The 16,186-nt window shown below is 45.5% G+C and carries 15 protein-coding genes and 1 other annotated feature; all 15 genes read right to left on the bottom strand.

Annotated elements, in window-relative coordinates; genetic code table 11:
* Positions 1-2 precede the first annotated feature (2 nt).
* The 15 genes from pyrF to FS666_RS01010 all read right to left on the bottom strand — a co-directional run bounded on the left by pyrF (position 3) and on the right by FS666_RS01010 (position 16,078).
* A complete protein-coding gene (gene pyrF, locus FS666_RS01080) occupies positions 3-716 on the bottom strand; it encodes an orotidine-5'-phosphate decarboxylase (RefSeq protein ID WP_120069516.1) in 714 nt (237 codons plus the stop codon).
* Positions 716-3,916, bottom strand: a complete 3,201-nt coding sequence (gene carB / locus FS666_RS01075; protein ID WP_144461429.1) for a carbamoyl-phosphate synthase large subunit — start codon at positions 3,914-3,916, stop codon at positions 716-718. The genes pyrF and carB overlap by 1 nt, the downstream gene beginning before the upstream one ends.
* Positions 3,900-5,000 carry a carbamoyl phosphate synthase small subunit gene (locus tag FS666_RS01070; protein ID WP_144461431.1) on the bottom strand — a complete coding sequence of 367 codons (1,101 nt, stop codon included), beginning with the start codon at positions 4,998-5,000 and terminating at the stop codon, positions 3,900-3,902. Before FS666_RS01070 ends, carB begins: the two co-directional genes overlap by 17 nt.
* A complete protein-coding gene (locus FS666_RS01065; RefSeq protein WP_144461433.1) occupies positions 5,000-6,283 on the bottom strand; it encodes a dihydroorotase in 1,284 nt (427 codons plus the stop codon). The genes FS666_RS01070 and FS666_RS01065 overlap by 1 nt, the downstream gene beginning before the upstream one ends.
* Before the next feature lie 15 nt (positions 6,284-6,298).
* On the bottom strand, positions 6,299-7,183 hold the full coding sequence (locus tag FS666_RS01060; RefSeq protein ID WP_144461434.1) for an aspartate carbamoyltransferase catalytic subunit: 885 nt from the start codon (positions 7,181-7,183) through the stop codon (positions 6,299-6,301).
* Positions 7,184-7,336: 153 nt separating this feature from the next.
* Positions 7,337-7,882 carry a bifunctional pyr operon transcriptional regulator/uracil phosphoribosyltransferase PyrR gene (gene pyrR, locus FS666_RS01055; RefSeq protein WP_144461447.1) on the bottom strand — a complete coding sequence of 182 codons (546 nt, stop codon included), beginning with the start codon at positions 7,880-7,882 and terminating at the stop codon, positions 7,337-7,339.
* Positions 7,883-8,081: 199 nt separating this feature from the next.
* Positions 8,082-8,993 carry an RluA family pseudouridine synthase gene (locus FS666_RS01050; RefSeq protein WP_144461436.1) on the bottom strand — a complete coding sequence of 304 codons (912 nt, stop codon included), beginning with the start codon at positions 8,991-8,993 and terminating at the stop codon, positions 8,082-8,084.
* Entirely contained in the window at positions 8,980-9,456 is a 477-nt protein-coding gene (lspA, locus tag FS666_RS01045) for a signal peptidase II (protein ID WP_144461438.1), read from the bottom strand. Before lspA ends, FS666_RS01050 begins: the two co-directional genes overlap by 14 nt.
* Positions 9,457-9,771: 315 nt before the next feature.
* The gene (gene ileS, locus FS666_RS01040) at positions 9,772-12,531 is read right to left on the bottom strand and encodes an isoleucine--tRNA ligase (RefSeq protein ID WP_144461440.1); all 2,760 of its coding nucleotides are present in this window, start codon (positions 12,529-12,531) and stop codon (positions 9,772-9,774) included.
* Positions 12,532-12,583: 52 nt separating this feature from the next.
* Positions 12,584-12,814 (bottom strand) — a binding site (T-box leader).
* A 52-nt stretch (positions 12,815-12,866) separates the two neighbouring features.
* Positions 12,867-13,382, bottom strand: a complete 516-nt coding sequence (locus FS666_RS01035; RefSeq protein ID WP_120069493.1) for a DivIVA domain-containing protein — start codon at positions 13,380-13,382, stop codon at positions 12,867-12,869.
* Positions 13,383-13,472: 90 nt separating this feature from the next.
* Positions 13,473-14,249: a YlmH family RNA-binding protein gene (locus FS666_RS01030; protein ID WP_120069490.1), complete on the bottom strand. Its 777-nt coding sequence runs from the start codon at positions 14,247-14,249 to the stop codon at positions 13,473-13,475.
* A gap of 54 nt (positions 14,250-14,303) precedes the next feature.
* Entirely contained in the window at positions 14,304-14,567 is a 264-nt protein-coding gene (locus FS666_RS01025) for a YggT family protein (RefSeq protein WP_120069487.1), read from the bottom strand.
* A gap of 5 nt (positions 14,568-14,572) precedes the next feature.
* Positions 14,573-15,016: a cell division protein SepF gene (locus FS666_RS01020; RefSeq protein ID WP_120069484.1), complete on the bottom strand. Its 444-nt coding sequence runs from the start codon at positions 15,014-15,016 to the stop codon at positions 14,573-14,575.
* 17 nt (positions 15,017-15,033) lie between these two features.
* Positions 15,034-15,708, bottom strand: coding sequence for a YggS family pyridoxal phosphate-dependent enzyme (locus tag FS666_RS01015; protein ID WP_120069481.1), 675 nt, complete (start codon positions 15,706-15,708; stop codon positions 15,034-15,036).
* Between the two features lie 94 nt (positions 15,709-15,802).
* Complete coding sequence (locus FS666_RS01010; RefSeq protein ID WP_120069479.1) at positions 15,803-16,078, bottom strand: YlmC/YmxH family sporulation protein; 276 nt, start codon at positions 16,076-16,078, stop codon at positions 15,803-15,805.
* Between the last annotated feature and the right edge of the window lie 108 nt (positions 16,079-16,186).

Here is a 16,186-nt window from a genome sequence, read left to right as displayed (position 1 = left end):
CTTTACCTCTCCCATTCTGTCAACACTTTTTTATAGGATAAAACCGGATTGTCCGCTTGCGTAACCGGGCGTCCGATTACAATCATTGATGATCCCATTTCCCGGGCTTTCGTCGGGGTCACGACCCGCTTTTGATCATCGCTTTTGCTGCCAGTCATCCGGATTCCCGGAGTCACCCTCAAAAAGCCGGATCCAGCTTTCTTTGCAATGGAAGCAGCTTCAAAAGCGGAACATACAACCCCATCGAGGCCTGATTCCCTGGCAAGCAATGCATAATGGAGGACAGATTCGTCGATTGTCCGGTTGATCAATTGCTCACGCTGCATTTGTTCTTCACTCGTGCTTGTCAGCTGCGTGACAGCAATCAGAGCGGGACGGGTCTGACCCGCTTTTGTCCCTTCTTCCAGCCCGGAAAGGGCCGCTTTCATCATTTCTGTTCCACCTGCTGCATGGACATTGACCATATCAACCGAAAGTCCGGCGAGGACTTTCATTGCCCGATGAACCGTATTGGGAATGTCATGCAGCTTTAAATCTAGAAAAATCCAATGTCCTTTTTCCTTCAGGAAGTGGAGGAGCTCCGGTCCCTCCCGGTAATAAAGCTCCATTCCAACTTTTACATACAGCTTTTCTCCATCGAATCGGCTCAAGAAATCCCAAGCTGTTTCTATATCCGGAAAATCAAGTGCTATGATCGGCAAATTTTTCCCGCCCATTATTGAACCGCCTTTTTACCGGACGGCATTGCTTCAGCGGAAAGAACCATCGATTCAAGGACGTCGAGAATTGCTTTGGCTGTATCCAGCGATGTCAAACATTGGATGCCATTTTCAACGGATTCTCTTCTGATACGAAAACCGTCTCTGCGTGGCTGCTTCCCTCTTGTCAGTGTATTGATGACAAGCTGAGCATCCCCCTGTCTGATCGTATCGAGCAAGTTATGGCCGGAAGCTCCAATTTTATCGACGGTTTGGACCTTAATGCCCGAATCCGAAATGGCTTTCGCCGTTCCGCTGGTAGCAATGATCTGGTAACCTATCCCTGAGAACCTTTCAGCGAGTTTCACTGCTTCATCCTTGTCCTTGTCAGCTACCGTAATCAATACGGTACCGTGCGTCTTAATTTCTATTCCGGAAGCGACAAGCCCTTTATATAACGCTTTTTCCATCGTCCTGTCTTTGCCCATGACTTCCCCGGTGGACTTCATTTCAGGTCCCAGGTTGATATCCACCCTGCGAAGCTTGGCGAACGAGAAGACTGGAACTTTGACATAGACACCGCTCATCTCTTGGCTAAGGCCTGTTTCATAGCCCAGCTCAGGCAGCTTCTTGCCCAGAATCACTTTCGTAGCGAGATTTGCCATCGGAATGCCGGTGATTTTGCTTAAAAATGGCACTGTTCTGCTTGAGCGCGGATTTACTTCAATGACATACAATTCATTGTTCGAAATGACATATTGGATGTTCAAAAGTCCGATAATCTCAAGTCCCCTGGCAAGGCGGATCGTTGCATCTTCAATCTTCTTGATCATGTCCGCACTGATATTTTGCGGCGGATATACTGCAATTGAGTCTCCTGAGTGGACCCCTGCCCGTTCAATATGCTCCATGATACCGGGAATCAACACATTTTCCCCGTCGGAAATCGCGTCGACTTCTATCTCTTTTCCTGTCAAATAGCGGTCTACAAGAACCGGATGTTCAGGATTGATTTTTACGGCATTTTCCATGTAATGGAGCAGTTCTTTTTCCTCGTAGACAATTTCCATCGCTCTTCCACCAAGGACATAGGAAGGACGCACCAGCACAGGGTAGCCAATATCAGAGGCGATTTTCACAGCCTCATCGACTGAAAAAGCGGTCTTCCCTTTTGGCTGCGGTATGTTCAACTCAGAAAGAGCATGTTCAAATTGTTCCCTGTCTTCTGCCCTGTCAAGACTTTCAAGTGAAGTGCCCAGAATCTTTACTCCGCGTTCGGAAAGCTCTGCTGCCAGATTGATTGCTGTTTGGCCGCCGAACTGGACGACTACACCGATCGGCTGCTCCAAATCGATGATATGCATGACATCTTCAATCGTAAGCGGCTCAAAATAAAGCTTGTCAGAAATACTGAAGTCCGTCGACACAGTCTCAGGGTTATTGTTGATGATGATCGCTTCGTAACCTGCCTGCTGGATGGCCCATACACTGTGTACAGTCGCATAGTCAAACTCGATGCCCTGGCCGATGCGGATCGGTCCTGATCCTAGTACGATAACACTTTTTTTGCCAGTGCACTCTGATTCATTTTCCTCTTCATAAGTACCGTAGAAGTACGGAGTTTCGGATTCGAATTCAGCTGCACATGTATCTACCTTTTTATATACTGGCATGAGCTCATTGTTTTTGCGCCAGTCATAAATTTCCTTTTCATTGCTTTCCCACAGTTTTGCAAGAGTAATGTCTGCAAAACCCATTTTCTTCGCTTGAACTGCCAGTTCAGCACTAAATGGTTCTTTTTTCAGCTTATTTTCAAGTTCGATGATTTTGTTTAGTTTGTGCAGGAAAAATAGGTCGATCTTGCTCCAATCATGGATAGTCTGGATAGAAACTCCTCTTCTTAACGCTTCTGCTACAATAAAAAGCCGCTCGTCTGTAGCATTTTCGATTCCAGCCTGAAGCTCTGACTGTTTCATCGCTCTGGCTTCCTCGTTTTCCAGGTGATACAGGCTGATCTCTAGGGAGCGCACCGCTTTTAGCAATGATTCTTCAAAGCTGCGGCCGATTGCCATTACTTCGCCTGTCGCTTTCATTTGAGTTCCAAGGCTTCTGTTTGCGGATTCGAATTTATCAAAAGGCCATCTCGGAATTTTAGTGACAATGTAATCGATGACCGGTTCAAAGCAGGCATACGTTTTCCCTGTCACAGGGTTCATGAGTTCATCCAAAGTATATCCGGCGGCAATTTTTGCTGCGAGTTTCGCAATCGGAAATCCTGTCGCCTTGGAAGCAAGCGCGGACGAACGGCTGACACGCGGGTTCACTTCAATGATGTAGTATTGGAAACTCTCAGGATCAAGGGCAAGCTGGACATTGCATCCCCCTTCGATTCCAAGTGCACGGATCAATTTCAAAGAAGTGTTTCTCATCAACTGGATTTCCCTGTCGCTCAATGTTTGGCAAGGGGCGACGACGATAGAGTCGCCGGTATGGACACCGACCGGATCCACATTTTCCATATTACAGACGACAATCGCATTGTCATTGGCATCTCTCATCACTTCAAATTCTATTTCCTTATATCCGGCAATGCTTTTTTCAATCAGGCATTGGTTGACAGGGCTGTTTTTCAAGCCGCTTGATACGATGGAATCAAGCTCCTCGCTGTTTTTGCAAATACCTCCGCCTGTTCCGCCAAGTGTATACGCAGGCCGGACAATAACAGGAAACCCAATTTCTTCAACAAAATTTACTGCTTCTTCCAGCGTATGGACGATCGCACTTTCAGGCACCGGCTCATTCAATTCGTTCATCAAGCTTCTGAATTGATCCCTGTCCTCCGCCTGTTCAATAGCTGAAAGTTTCGTACCAAGTATTTCAACATTGCATTCTTCAAGAACACCTGCTTTGGCCAGCTGCATGGCGATATTCAAGCCGGTCTGTCCGCCGAGTGTAGGCAGGATGGCATCCGGCCTTTCTTTTCTGATAATGCGGCTGACAAATTCAAGAGTCAGCGGTTCGATATAAACAGCATCCGCAATCTCGGAATCTGTCATGATGGTCGCGGGATTTGAATTGATAAGGATGACCCTGTACCCTTCTTCTTTCAGAGCAAGGCAAGCCTGAGTGCCGGCATAGTCGAATTCAGCCGCCTGTCCAATTACGATGGGGCCTGACCCCACTACTAAAATACTTTTGATGTCAGTTCTTTTCGGCATGGTCATCCGCCTTTCTTTTATTTTCATCCATTAACTTCAAAAATTGATCAAATATATACTTGGCATCTTCCGATCCCGGTGCGCCTTCCGGTTCAAATTGTACAGAGAAGGCCAGTTGATTTTGATGGGACAGCCCCTCGATGGAGCCTTCGTTCAACTCAACGTGAGTGATGGTCAGCTTGCTTCCATCCACCGATTGTTTATCCACTTCATATCCATGGTTTTGGGAGGTGAAAACCACTTTGCCCGTTGCCAGATCTTTCACGGGATAACTTCCCCCCCGATGGCCGACAAACATCTTCTTCGTCTTGCAGCCATTTGCAAGGGCAAACAATTGATGGCCAAGGCCGATGCCAAAAAGAGGTACTTTTCCTTGAATTTCACGTATCGTCTCAATCGCTTCAGGAACGTTTTCCGGGTTTCCCGGCCCGTTGGACAAAATCACACCGTCCGGCTGCAAGGAAAGGATCTCATCTGCAGTGGTTTGGTAAGGAACGACTGTAACATCGCACCCCCGCTTGGTAAGCTCGCGTAAAAGCCCGTGCTTCAAACCAAAGTCCATGACGATGACACTGCTGCCGCGTCCCGGTGCCGGGAACGGTTTGACCGTCGACACCTGCTTTACCTGATCCGGCAGGCTTTCAACTGCATGAAGGCGGGAAAGATGCGTTTCAATGCTCTCTCCAAATCCGCACATGACCCCTTTCATCGTTCCTTTTGATCTGATGATCCTGATCAATTTTCTTGTATCGATACCGCTAATGCCGGGGATTTCCTTCGCTTTTAAAAACTCGCCAAAGGACATGTTGCTGCGCCAGTTTGACGGGTAGTCGGCCGCTTCTTTTACTACGACACCTTTGATGACTGGCCGGATGCTTTCAAAATCATCACGGTTGATTCCATAGTTTCCGATTTGCGGAAATCCGAACACGATAATCTGTCCGTAATTGGACGGATCGGAAATGATCTCCTGATAACCGGTCATGCTAGTGTTAAAAATAATTTCACCTGTCGTCTCTTTTTCACTTCCGATTGCTTCGCCGATAAAAACTGTTCCATCTTCGAGAATGAGCTGGCGTTTCATCAATTGTCACGTCCTTCCGACCATTTGATTTCTCCGTTGACAAAGGTGGCTGCAGGCCATCCTTTGCATGTCCACCCGCTGAACGGTGTGTTTTTTCCTTTAGATAAAAACTTGCCTGAATCAATTTTTTGTTCTTTTTCCAAATCAATCAGGGTGATATCAGCAGGTTTTCCTATATCCAAAGTTCCGCAACCCAGCTTAAATGTGTTGGAAGGCGCTGCTGTCATCCAGTCAACCAATTGCTTCAATGTGCAATAGCCTTTTTCCACAAAGTGCGTATAAAGCAGCGGAAAGGCCGTTTCAAGGCCGACGATTCCGAAAGGAGCCTCGGTCACTTTCTTTGCTTTATCCTCTGCTGTATGAGGGGCGTGGTCCGTTGCAATGAAATCGATTGTCCCATCCAGCAGCCCTTCAATCAGGGCCTCGCGGTCTTCTTTTCCGCGGAGGGGCGGGTTCATTTTGAAATTCGTATCATTGGCATCCGGAATATCTTCATCACACAGGAGCAGATGATGCGGGCTGACTTCCGCTGTCACTTTAATCCCTGCCCTTTTCGCATCCCTTACTGTCCGAACAGACTCTTTTGTGCTGATATGGCATACATGATAATGGCAGTCTGCCGCTTCGGCGAGCAGCACATCCCGCGCAATATGGACAGATTCGCATATGGAAGGGATTCCCGGAACCCCCGATTTTCTGGAAAACTCCCCTTCATGAAGGGCACCGCCATAGATCAGCGAATTGTCTTCACAATGGGCGACGATTGCCATATCCAGTTCTGCAGCCTTTTGCATAGCCTCATACATTTTGGCAGCTGTCTGGATACCGACTCCATCATCTGTAAAAGCGAAGGCTCCCGCTTCTTTCAATCCCTTGAAATCAACAAGTTCCTCTCCCTGCAGGCCGTGAGTAATCGCAGCATAAGGGAGAACATTGACATGGGCAGTTTCTTTGATGCGGCCAACAAGCCACTCCATTTGATCAGGGTTATCCGGAACAGGATTCGTGTTTGGCATGGAGGCCACAGTTGTAAAACCGCCTTTTGCCGCTGCCTTGGTTCCCGTTTCAATGGTTTCTTTTTGTTCTCCGCCCGGTTCCCTTAGATGGATGTGGAGATCCACTAATCCTGGTGTGATCAGCAGCCCCGCTGCATCATACTCTTCCTCCCCCCTGTTTTCCAGATTCCCAACTTCGGCGATAAGGCCATCTTTGACTCTTATATCCATTTCTTTCAGTTCACCATTATCTTGCAGCACTTTTCCATTTTTGATCAGCCAATTCATGCGGGCTTCCTCCTTTTATTTATCAAGAATGTGTTTTATAACTGCCATTCTTGCATATACACCATTTTCCATTTGCTTAAAAATCCTGGATTTGCAGCTTTCCACAAGACTGCCGGCTATTTCGACACCCCTGTTCACGGGCCCGGGATGCATGATGATGCTTTCAGGCTTCATCCTCTCTTCCCTCTCCGGCGTCAAACCGTATCTTTCATGATATTGCTCTGCTGTCAGGTCCATCATTGTATTGTGTCTTTCATGCTGAATCCTCAAAAGCATAAGTACATCCGAAAACCCGATCGCTTCATCAATGTCCACGTAGTTTTGGGCATTTTCCGGGTCACCTTCAAACCATTCAGACGGCCCCGAGTAAAAAACTTCGGATCCCAGTGCGGTTAATGCTTCTGTGTTGGACCTTGCAACCCGGCTGTGGCTCAAGTCACCGACAATTGTCACCTTTAAACCTTCAAACTTTCCAAATTCCTGTTTGATTGTCAGCAGATCCAATAATGACTGTGTCGGATGCTGGCCGCAGCCATCTCCCCCATTTACGATTTTCATTTGAAATTTTCCTGCCAGGGATTCATAGTAAGCATCCTGCTTATGGCGGATGACCGCAAGGTCCACCCCGATTGATTCAAGTGTTTTCAGCGTATCGTCCAGCGTTTCCCCTTTTAAAATGCTTGATGTGCCCGTTTCAAAAGGAATCACTTCCATGCCCAATTTGCGTTCAGCCATTTCAAAACTTGTTTTTGTCCTTGTGCTCGGTTCAAAAAACAAGTTGACTGCGAAGGTTTGTTTTGCGGGAGTCCAAATTTCTCCCTTTGCAAATGATTCCGCTGTATGCAAAATCTCATGTATTTCCTTTGTGGATAAATCCCTCATGGAAAAAAGATTACTCATGGCCGCTCACCGTTCTTTCTAAGATTGTCATAAAAAAACCCTCTATGCCTTTATTCCGGCAAAGAGGGTTTGCAAAATGAAGCCGGCACAATTTTCCGGCTTCCCTTTAAAAACCTCCCTTTGCCAGTCTCACGGGACTGAATTAAAAGGGTATTATTCACTTTCATAAATTCCTACCTGATCATGCCCGTCTGTTTCCATAAGTTCAACAACAATTCTCTCAAGACTTGAAGTAGGAATGTTTTTACCGATAAAATCTGCGCGGATCGGCAGTTCACGATGTCCTCTGTCAACCAAAACAGCGAGCTGGATTTGGGAAGGACGGCCGATATCGACCAAAGCATCCATGGCAGCTCTCACTGTCCTGCCGGTATATAAAACATCATCCACTAAAATCACTTTCTTATTCTTGATATCGACCGGAAGGTTTGATCCTAAGACCTCCGGTTCGGTACTTTCCGTTTTAATGGTCAAATCATCCCTATAGAGCGTGATATCCAATTCACCGACAGGTATGTCTTCGCCTTCGATGCGTTTAATCCGATCGGCCAATCTCTGTGCGAGATCAATTCCCCGTGTTTTGATTCCGACCAATACACAGTCTTCAATCCCTTTGTTCCGTTCAATGATCTCATGCGCAATTCTGGTCAATGCCCGGTGTATTGCTTTTTTATCAAGAACAATTGCTTTCGGCTTCACGTTTTCCACACCCCTTTTCAATGAAAAAAGCCCTCCCGCGGCTCAGCAGGAGGGTACAAATGATGACAACAGAATATCAGCATATCAGCATATCAGCATATCAATCAATGCAAATTAATCCGTACCTTCCCGGCCTCACGGGACCGATTTAAAGGTTCATATTCAACTATAATCAATATAGCCTTCACCGGGATGATTGTCAATGATTTTGTCGAAGTTTATTTAGCAATTGTGTAAAATAATCCGGCAGCGGGGCACTGAACTCTTTATACTCCCCTGTGCGGGGGTGCAAAAATCCAAGAACCCCTGCATGCAAAACCTGCCCGTCAGTGGACAGTGTATTTCGCGGCCCATATTTTGGATCCCCAACGAGCGGATGCCCGATATATTTCATATGGACTCTGATTTGATGAGTCCTGCCGGTTTCCAGGGTACATTCTACAAACGTATAAGGTTCGAGCCGCTCCAGTACAGTAAAATGGGTAACCGCCGATTTTCCTTTTTCATTGACGGCCATGCTCTGGCGTTCGATCGGATCCCTTCCAATCGGGGCATCTATCGTTCCGTGATCATGCGGAATCACCCCATGGACAAGAGCAAAGTATTTCCTCGTTACTGTTTTATCCACTAACTGCTGAACAAGCTTTTCATGGGCTTGGTCATTTTTTGCCACCATTAAAAGACCGGATGTATCCTTATCGATTCTATGGACGATTCCCGGTCTCAGAACGCCATTGATTCCCGACAAATCTTTGCAATGGGCCATCAGCCCGTTCACTAACGTTCCGGATGGATGGCCCGGCGCAGGGTGGACAACCATCCCTTTCGGTTTATTGACTACAAGCACATCTTCGTCTTCGTAATAAATGTCAAGATCCATTTCCTCCGCTTCAACGTCAAGAGGCTCCGGATCCGGCACCTGTATAACAATAAGATCATTTGAGCTGCATTTATAATTTGCTTTGACCGATTCCCCATTAACGGAAATATGTCCATCCTTTATCCATTGCTGTACTTGGGAACGCGACCAATTTTCACCGATAGCGGCAACCAGTTTGTCAATCCGCTCCCCGCTTTCTTCTTCCTTTACCCGGTAGTCAACTTTTTCCATGTTCACTCACCTTTTCTTTTCGTTCTTCCTTAAACATTTGGATAAAAAGAAGGATGACGCCAATGGTCAAGGCCGAGTCGGCAATATTGAAAATGGGGAAATCATATCCAAATATATATGTATCCAAAAAATCGACAACTTCTTTTCTGAACAGGCGGTCAATGAAATTGCCGACTGCTCCCCCCAAAATAAAAGCGAGGCTGATCAGGAACAAAGGCTTGCCTTTGGCCTGCGTCTGCATATAATAGATGATCCCGGAAACGACGATGAGCGTTATAATATAGAACAGCCACATTTGGCCTTCCAGCATACCCCACGCCGCCCCTTTATTGCGATGGGAAGTGAGATAAAAAAAATGATCTATGATTTTAATGCTTTCTCCGATTTCCATATTACGGACGACCGTCCATTTAGTGAACTGATCCAAAATAATGACAAATAATGCGATTAAATAATAACCCACGAGCAAACCCCCGAATCGAAAAAGTTGTTCTTTTGAATTTTAGCATAAAAGGCGGAAATTAAATAGTTATTATAAGCTCAAAAAAACGGTATTTCAATAACGGAAGAAGCCCTCCAAAGACGGAGGGCTGATTTTTTACTTTTAAAGAAGGGTGGATAAAATTTAGACGAAACATCTATACGGAATATGAAGTGGTATGTCCAGCTCCAGCGCCTAGCCCCGCAAGGATCAAGCCGCTTCCCTGTGGTGGCTGAAGAACTGCCTCCTCGGGAATCGTCTTGTTTGCCCGCGCTGAGCAAGGCGCTTCCGCTTTTCCTAATTGAGTTGTTCAACAACTGATGCACAACGCGGGCAAATGGTGGGATATTCTTCCACTTTTCCCACTTCGGGCGTTACGACCCAGCAGCGTTCACATGTTTCGCCGTCGGCTTTTTCAACAACAACCGCAGCCTTATCAAGCTTCAAAGCCTGTTCCGGCGCTTCATCATATGATCCGGCCACTTCGAACCCGGAGACGATGAACAATTGTTTCAAACTCTCGGAGATGCTGTCAAGCAAGTTTTTGACATCTTCATTAACATATAAGCTTACTTTGGCAGTTAATGATTTTCCGATTACTTTTTCATTCCTTGCTTCTTCCAATGCTTTTAACACGTCGTTCCTGACAAGAAGGAATTCTTTCCATTTCTTCTCGAGCTCTGCGGCATTGGCAAACTCCTCCACTTCCGGCATATCAGTCAACTGGACGCTTTCTTCCTGTACTCCGGGGATATGTGCCCACACCTCATCTGCCGTATGCGGCAAAATCGGCGATAACAGTTTTGCCAAAGAAACTGCACACTTGTACATGACAGTCTGCATCGCTCTTCTTTCAAAGTTGTTTTCCGCCTCGATATAAAGAACATCTTTTGCAAAATCCATATAAAACGAACTCAGATCAACTGTACAGAAGTTATTGACCACATGGTAAATATCGGCAAACTCGAATTCGTCATATGCTTTAAGCGATTCTTTGACCAAATTGTTCAGCCTGATCAACAAAAATTGATCCACTTCCCGCAGTTCATCAAATGCCACAGTATTTTCTTCCGGTTTAAAGTCAGCAAGGTTGCCGAGCAGGAAGCGGAATGTGTTCCGGATTTTCCGGTACACCTCACTGACCTGCTTTAAAATGGCGTCAGAAATTCTTACATCTGACTGATAATCGACGGATGCCACCCATAGACGGAGGATTTCTGCTCCAAACTGGTTGGTCACTTTTGCCGGAACAATGACATTTCCGAGGGATTTACTCATTTTATGGCCTTCGCCATCGAGAACAAACCCATGGCTCAAAACACCTTTATAAGGGGCTTTTCCCGTAACGGCCACGGCAGTCGTCAAAGAAGAGTTGAACCACCCGCGATATTGGTCCGAACCTTCCAAATAAAGGTCGGCCGGGCGTCTTAAGTCATCTCTTTCCACTAAAACTCCCTGATGTGAAGAACCGGAATCAAACCAGACGTCCATAATATCCGTTTCTTTTGTAAAGATCCCGTTCGGGCTTCCCGGATGGGTAAAGCCTTCAGGCAGCAATTCAGATGCCTCTTTCTCAAACCAGATATTGGACCCGTGTTCACGGAAAAGCTCTGATACACGGGAAATCGTTTCATCCGTAATAATGGCTTCACCATTTTCGGCATAAAATACCGGAATTGGCACTCCCCATACCCTTTGACGGGAGATACACCAGTCTCCGCGGTCCCTGACCATATTATAAAGCCTTGTTTCCCCCCACTTAGGCACCCACTTGACCTCTTTGACAGCTTCAAGGATGTCTTCCCTGAAATCTTTGATCGAAGCGAACCATTGGGATGTCGCCCGGAAGATGACCGGCTTTTTGGTCCGCCAGTCATGCGGATACGAGTGAGTAATGAATTCCAGCTTTAACAACGCACCGGCTTCTTGAAGCTTTTCTGTAATCGGTTTATTGGCCGCATCATAAAACAAGCCTTCAAACCCAGGAGCCTCTTCTGTCATATGCCCTTTGTCGTCAACAGGGCAAAGTGCTTCAAGCCCATATTTTTGGCCAATATTGAAGTCGTCTTCCCCGTGTCCCGGAGCAGTGTGGACGCAGCCGGTACCGGAATCCATCGCCACATGTTCACCTAAAATGACAATCGAATCTCTGTCATAAAACGGATGCTTGGCAACTACGAACTCAAGGTCCTTTCCTTTCATTGTTGCCGCAACATTGGCATCCTGCCAATCAAGCACTTCTTTTAAATTTGACACAAGGTCTTCTGCGGCAATGTACTTTTTCCCTTCATGTTCAATCACAGCGTAGGTTAAATCAGGGTGGACCGCAATAGCGAGGTTTGCAGGAATTGTCCATGGGGTTGTTGTCCAGATGATAATATTGCTTCCGTTTTCGACGACCCCTTTTCCATCCGTCACTTTAAAAGATACATAAATCGACGGCGAGCGCTTATCTTTATATTCAATTTCTGCCTCTGCAAGGGCCGATTCGCTGGAAGGCGACCAGTAGACAGGCTTCTTCCCTTTGTAAATATATCCTTTTTTGGCCATCTCCCCGAACACTTTGATTTGTTCGGCTTCATACGCGGGCTTCAGTGTAATGTATGGATTTTCCCAATCTCCTCTGATTCCCAGGCGTTTGAATTCTGTTCTCTGATTGTCAATTTGCTCGTATGCGTATTGCGCGCATTTCTCCCTGAATTCGGCTACGGACATTTCCTTGCGGTTGACCCCTTTATTGGTAAGCGCCTGCTCGATTGGGAGTCCATGTGTATCCCAGCCGGGAACATATGGAGCGCAGAAGCCGGCCATTGATTTGTATCGTACGATGAAATCCTTTAATGTTTTATTAAGGGCGTGGCCCATATGAAGGTCACCGTTGGCATACGGCGGCCCATCATGCAAAATATAAAGCGGCCTGCCTTTCGTACGCTCCTGGACTTTTTGATAAATGTTTTCCTCTTCCCACCTCGCCTGCATTTCCGGCTCTCTTTTCGGCAGATTTCCACGCATGGGGAAATCCGTTTTCGGCATGAGCAGCGTATCTTTGTAATCCAATTCGTTTTCCTCCTTGTTTAGTTTAGTCTTAAACAAAAAAACTTCCCGCCCCAAAAGGGACGAGAAGACTGTTTTCCCGCGGTACCACCCAAATAGACAATTACATTATCATTGCCCGCTCATAAATCCGTATCGTGGATGAATCGCTCTTTTCTACTTGCCAAGCTTTCGAATCGAGTACTCGAGGGTGATTTTCCAAGTCTCTTCCATTTCCGGGCTTCCACCATCCCCAGTTCGCTTTCAACGGAAAATGAGACTGTACTCTCCCTTTCATCGTTTAAAACATATAAATAATTTATTCCATTATATGAGAATCGTAAATCGGGAGTCAAGTTTTAATCCAATTCTTCGACTTCTTCCAAGGAGTTCAGTTCGGTTGCATCCAGTTCAAATTCCATGAGCTGATCCCAATCATCATTATTGATCAAATCGAGCTGGGCTTCAATCAGCATTCTGAACCGTGTGCGGAATACTTTTGACTGCTTCTTTAATTCCTCAATTTCAAGTGCGATTTTACGCGCTTTGGATAACGACTCATTGACAATCCGGTCAGCGTTTTTCTCCGCTTCCCTTATGATGAGTTTCGCTTCCTTCATCGCGTTGCCTTTCACTTCTTCTGCAGCTTCCTGGGCTACAACAATTGATTTGTTGAGTGTTTCTTCAATTGTGCTGAAATGCCCAAGCCTCTCATTCATTGAGGCGATCTTTTCTTCGAGTTCTTTTTTTTCCCGGATGACCAATTCATAGTCTTTTATGACCTGATCCAGAAACTCATTGACTTCATCCTCATCATATCCCCGAAATCCTTTGCTGAACTCCTTGTTATGTATATCGACTGGTGTTAACGGCATCTTGCCACCTCCATTGCTAACGTCTATTATTCTTATCTTATTATACTCGAATTTCGTCTAAAATTGGCGGGTTTCTTTTTTATTTTAATATTATTTTAATAATCCAATTTTCAGCCTTGCCTTGTTTTTCTTCGTAGTGCCCAACAGTCCGATGATTTTACATCTTCCAAGCCTCCGTGCGGAAATGAGGTCACCCTCCATGCATTCCGCAGCGGGGTTTTCAACTGTTTTCCAATTCAGTTTAACAAGCTTCTGTTCAATCAACACTTGCGATTTTTGTCTTGATAAATTGAATGCCGCGGAAATGATTCCATCCAGCCTTAATGATGCGGCTGATATTTCCTTCTCTTTCCACTGCTCCGGCACCTGGACGGCCTCTTCCAACGGAAGTTTCCGCAGCTGTACGGATGCCCGCCCGATTTCCTGTAATTCCGTCATTAAAAATGATTCGATCTCTTCATTTGAAAAAAACTGAATACGGTCACCATCGGCCAGAATGTCGCCAAACTTATCCCTCTTTACCCCTAATGACATTAAAGAACCCAAAACCATGGGGTGTTCAATCTTAATAAATTTACGCGGATACTCTATTTCATATAAGCCAATATGAAAATCCTTTTCTTCAGGCTTAAAATATTCCGGATATAAAAGGGCCCTTTTTCGCTCGCTCCGCTCCCTTCCTCCGAAAAATCCATATTGGACATCCGCCCCATCCCCTATGACAGACTGTAGAATAAATTGCTGCCGCGGATCCAGAAAATCGGTCAACTTGGGTGCATATGTATTTTCAACATACTCTTTCCAATCCAGTACCGTATCGATAAATGGCTTTTCTTCCGGCCTGAAGTGCTGATAGATTGATGACATTCTCACAACTCCTAAACAATAGAAAAAAGGAGAGCCCATCAGCTTTCCTCTTTTTTAGCTTACCCATCTGGCGATTTCCCACAGGCCCGCTGTAGCCAGCCTGAGAACCAAAAACGCAACAATCGGGGATATATCAATCATTCCAAGCGGTGGGACAATTCTTCGAAAAGGTTCCAAATAAGGTTCACAAATTCTTCCAAGAAGCTGGCCTATCGATGACTCCCTTGCATTTGGAAACCAGGACATCAATATGTATATAATCAATGCCCATGAATATAGGCTAATCAGCTGCACTATAATCGCTATGACAAAATTCATGCCGTTTAGGACCACCTCGGATCTTCGTAATTCTCATCATCAAACATTTCAGTAATGTTTCCAGATACTTCCACATTATCCGGGGTGCAAAGGAAAATATCCCTGCCAACCCTTTGGATATCACCGCCAATCGCATAAACCGTTCCGCTTAGAAAATCTACTATCCTGATAGCTTGATCATGCTGGATCCGCTGCAAATTGACTAAAACCGCACGGCGATTGACAAGATGGTCGGCAACTTCCTGCGCTTCTGCATACACTCTTGGTTCAATCAGTATGACCTTTGAAGATTGCTGCACGCTTTGAAGGCTGACAACATTTTGTTTTCGGCTGGATGCTGTCTTCGCGGGCTGCTTTTCTGCTTGAGGTTCAACTTCATTTTTCTCTTCTTCGTATTCGTATTCATCTTCTAATAGGAAAAAATTTTTGAACTTTGATTTAATGCCCATTTCCGGCCTCCTTAGCATCATTCTCCGACAAGGGCAGAACCTATCCGTACGAATGTCGCCCCTTCTTCAATGGCTATTTTATAATCATTTGACATGCCCATCGATAACTCGTGACACGGTGCATGCCTTAATCCAAGCCCTTCAACTTCCTCCTTAAGGTTCCTGAGCCGGCGGAAGCATGTACGCAGAACCTCTTCATCATCTGTATATGGAGCCATTGTCATTAACCCGATGACCTCAATATTTTTATAAGGCTCAAGCTTTTGTATAAATTCTACTGTATTTTCTGGCTGAAGGCCATGTTTGGATTCCTCCCCGGAAACATTGACCTGAATAAAGCATTTTATCCTCTTGTCTGCGCGTTTATTAATTTCTTTTGCCAATGACATTCGGTCGAGCGAATGGATATACTCCACCTTATCGATAATGTTTCTGACTTTCCTGGATTGAAGGGTTCCAATAAAATGCCAAAGCGGCTTGTCCTTCAATACTTCCCACTTGGCGAGTAATCCATCGTCGCGGTTTTCTCCAAGATTCTGTATGCCGGCCTCCAGAGCTTCGGCTGCCCTTTCAGCCGAAACATACTTCGTAACCGCCACGATATGAATATGTTCAGGATTACGGCCGGACCGTTCGCATGCTTCCGCTATCTGACCTTGAATAAAAGCTAGATTCTCTTTTACATCTCTCACGTTGATTACCCCTATTGCATCTTCTTGTTTTTTCCTTAAAAATAGACATTTTCTTAAGTGTACCATAAAAGCATGCAAACGGCATCCGATTTATTTAGTCTTTTGGCGTTCCAAGCTGCTGCTGTGTATATTGGGATCCGTTGTACCTGACAAGAATGACATCCTCCCCGATTTTGATGATCTGATTCCAAGGGATGACAACTTCATCATCCTTTCCAAAAAAGCCGAGCAGTTTTCCTGCAAAACTTATAATGATCGATTCTATCCTGCCGCTATCCAAATTAATCTCAATGTCGCTTATATTACCCAGTTTTCTCCCATCTGATATGTTGACAACATCCTTTACTTGAAACTCCGAAATTCTCACCATATTAATTCCCCGCTTCCGCTTCTTTTATAATCTATATATATGCAGTAAAAAAAGGGTCAGACCCCCTTTACTGCAGTAAAGGGGGTCTGACCCCATCTCATTGAACAT

The sequence above is a fragment of the Siminovitchia fortis genome, assembly GCF_007681465.1.
Lineage (GTDB): Bacteria > Bacillota > Bacilli > Bacillales > Bacillaceae_C > Siminovitchia > Siminovitchia fortis.
Note: the sequence above shows the minus strand (reverse complement) of the source record. Positions and strands in the feature narration are given on the sequence as shown.

Excerpts from the sequence above, each read along its gene's own strand:
- FS666_RS01065 (WP_144461433.1), bottom strand. The coding sequence starts at position 6,283 with ATGAATTGGCTGATCAAAAATGGAAAAGTGCTGCAAGATAATGGTGAA.
- FS666_RS01050 (WP_144461436.1), bottom strand. The coding sequence starts at position 8,993 with ATGGAAAAAGTTGACTACCGGGTAAAGGAAGAAGAAAGCGGGGAGCGG.
- FS666_RS01010 (WP_120069479.1), bottom strand. The coding sequence starts at position 16,078 with ATGGTGAGAATTTCGGAGTTTCAAGTAAAGGATGTTGTCAACATATCA.
- FS666_RS01070 (WP_144461431.1), bottom strand. The coding sequence starts at position 5,000 with ATGAAACGCCAGCTCATTCTCGAAGATGGAACAGTTTTTATCGGCGAA.
- FS666_RS01060 (WP_144461434.1), bottom strand. The coding sequence starts at position 7,183 with ATGAGTAATCTTTTTTCCATGAGGGATTTATCCACAAAGGAAATACAT.
- carB (WP_144461429.1), bottom strand. The coding sequence starts at position 3,916 with ATGCCGAAAAGAACTGACATCAAAAGTATTTTAGTAGTGGGGTCAGGC.
- pyrF (WP_120069516.1), bottom strand. The coding sequence starts at position 716 with ATGGGCGGGAAAAATTTGCCGATCATAGCACTTGATTTTCCGGATATA.
- FS666_RS01025 (WP_120069487.1), bottom strand. The coding sequence starts at position 14,567 with ATGAATTTTGTCATAGCGATTATAGTGCAGCTGATTAGCCTATATTCA.
- FS666_RS01020 (WP_120069484.1), bottom strand. The coding sequence starts at position 15,016 with ATGGGCATTAAATCAAAGTTCAAAAATTTTTTCCTATTAGAAGATGAA.
- FS666_RS01035 (WP_120069493.1), bottom strand. The coding sequence starts at position 13,382 with ATGCCGTTAACACCAGTCGATATACATAACAAGGAGTTCAGCAAAGGA.
- FS666_RS01030 (WP_120069490.1), bottom strand. The coding sequence starts at position 14,249 with ATGTCATCAATCTATCAGCACTTCAGGCCGGAAGAAAAGCCATTTATC.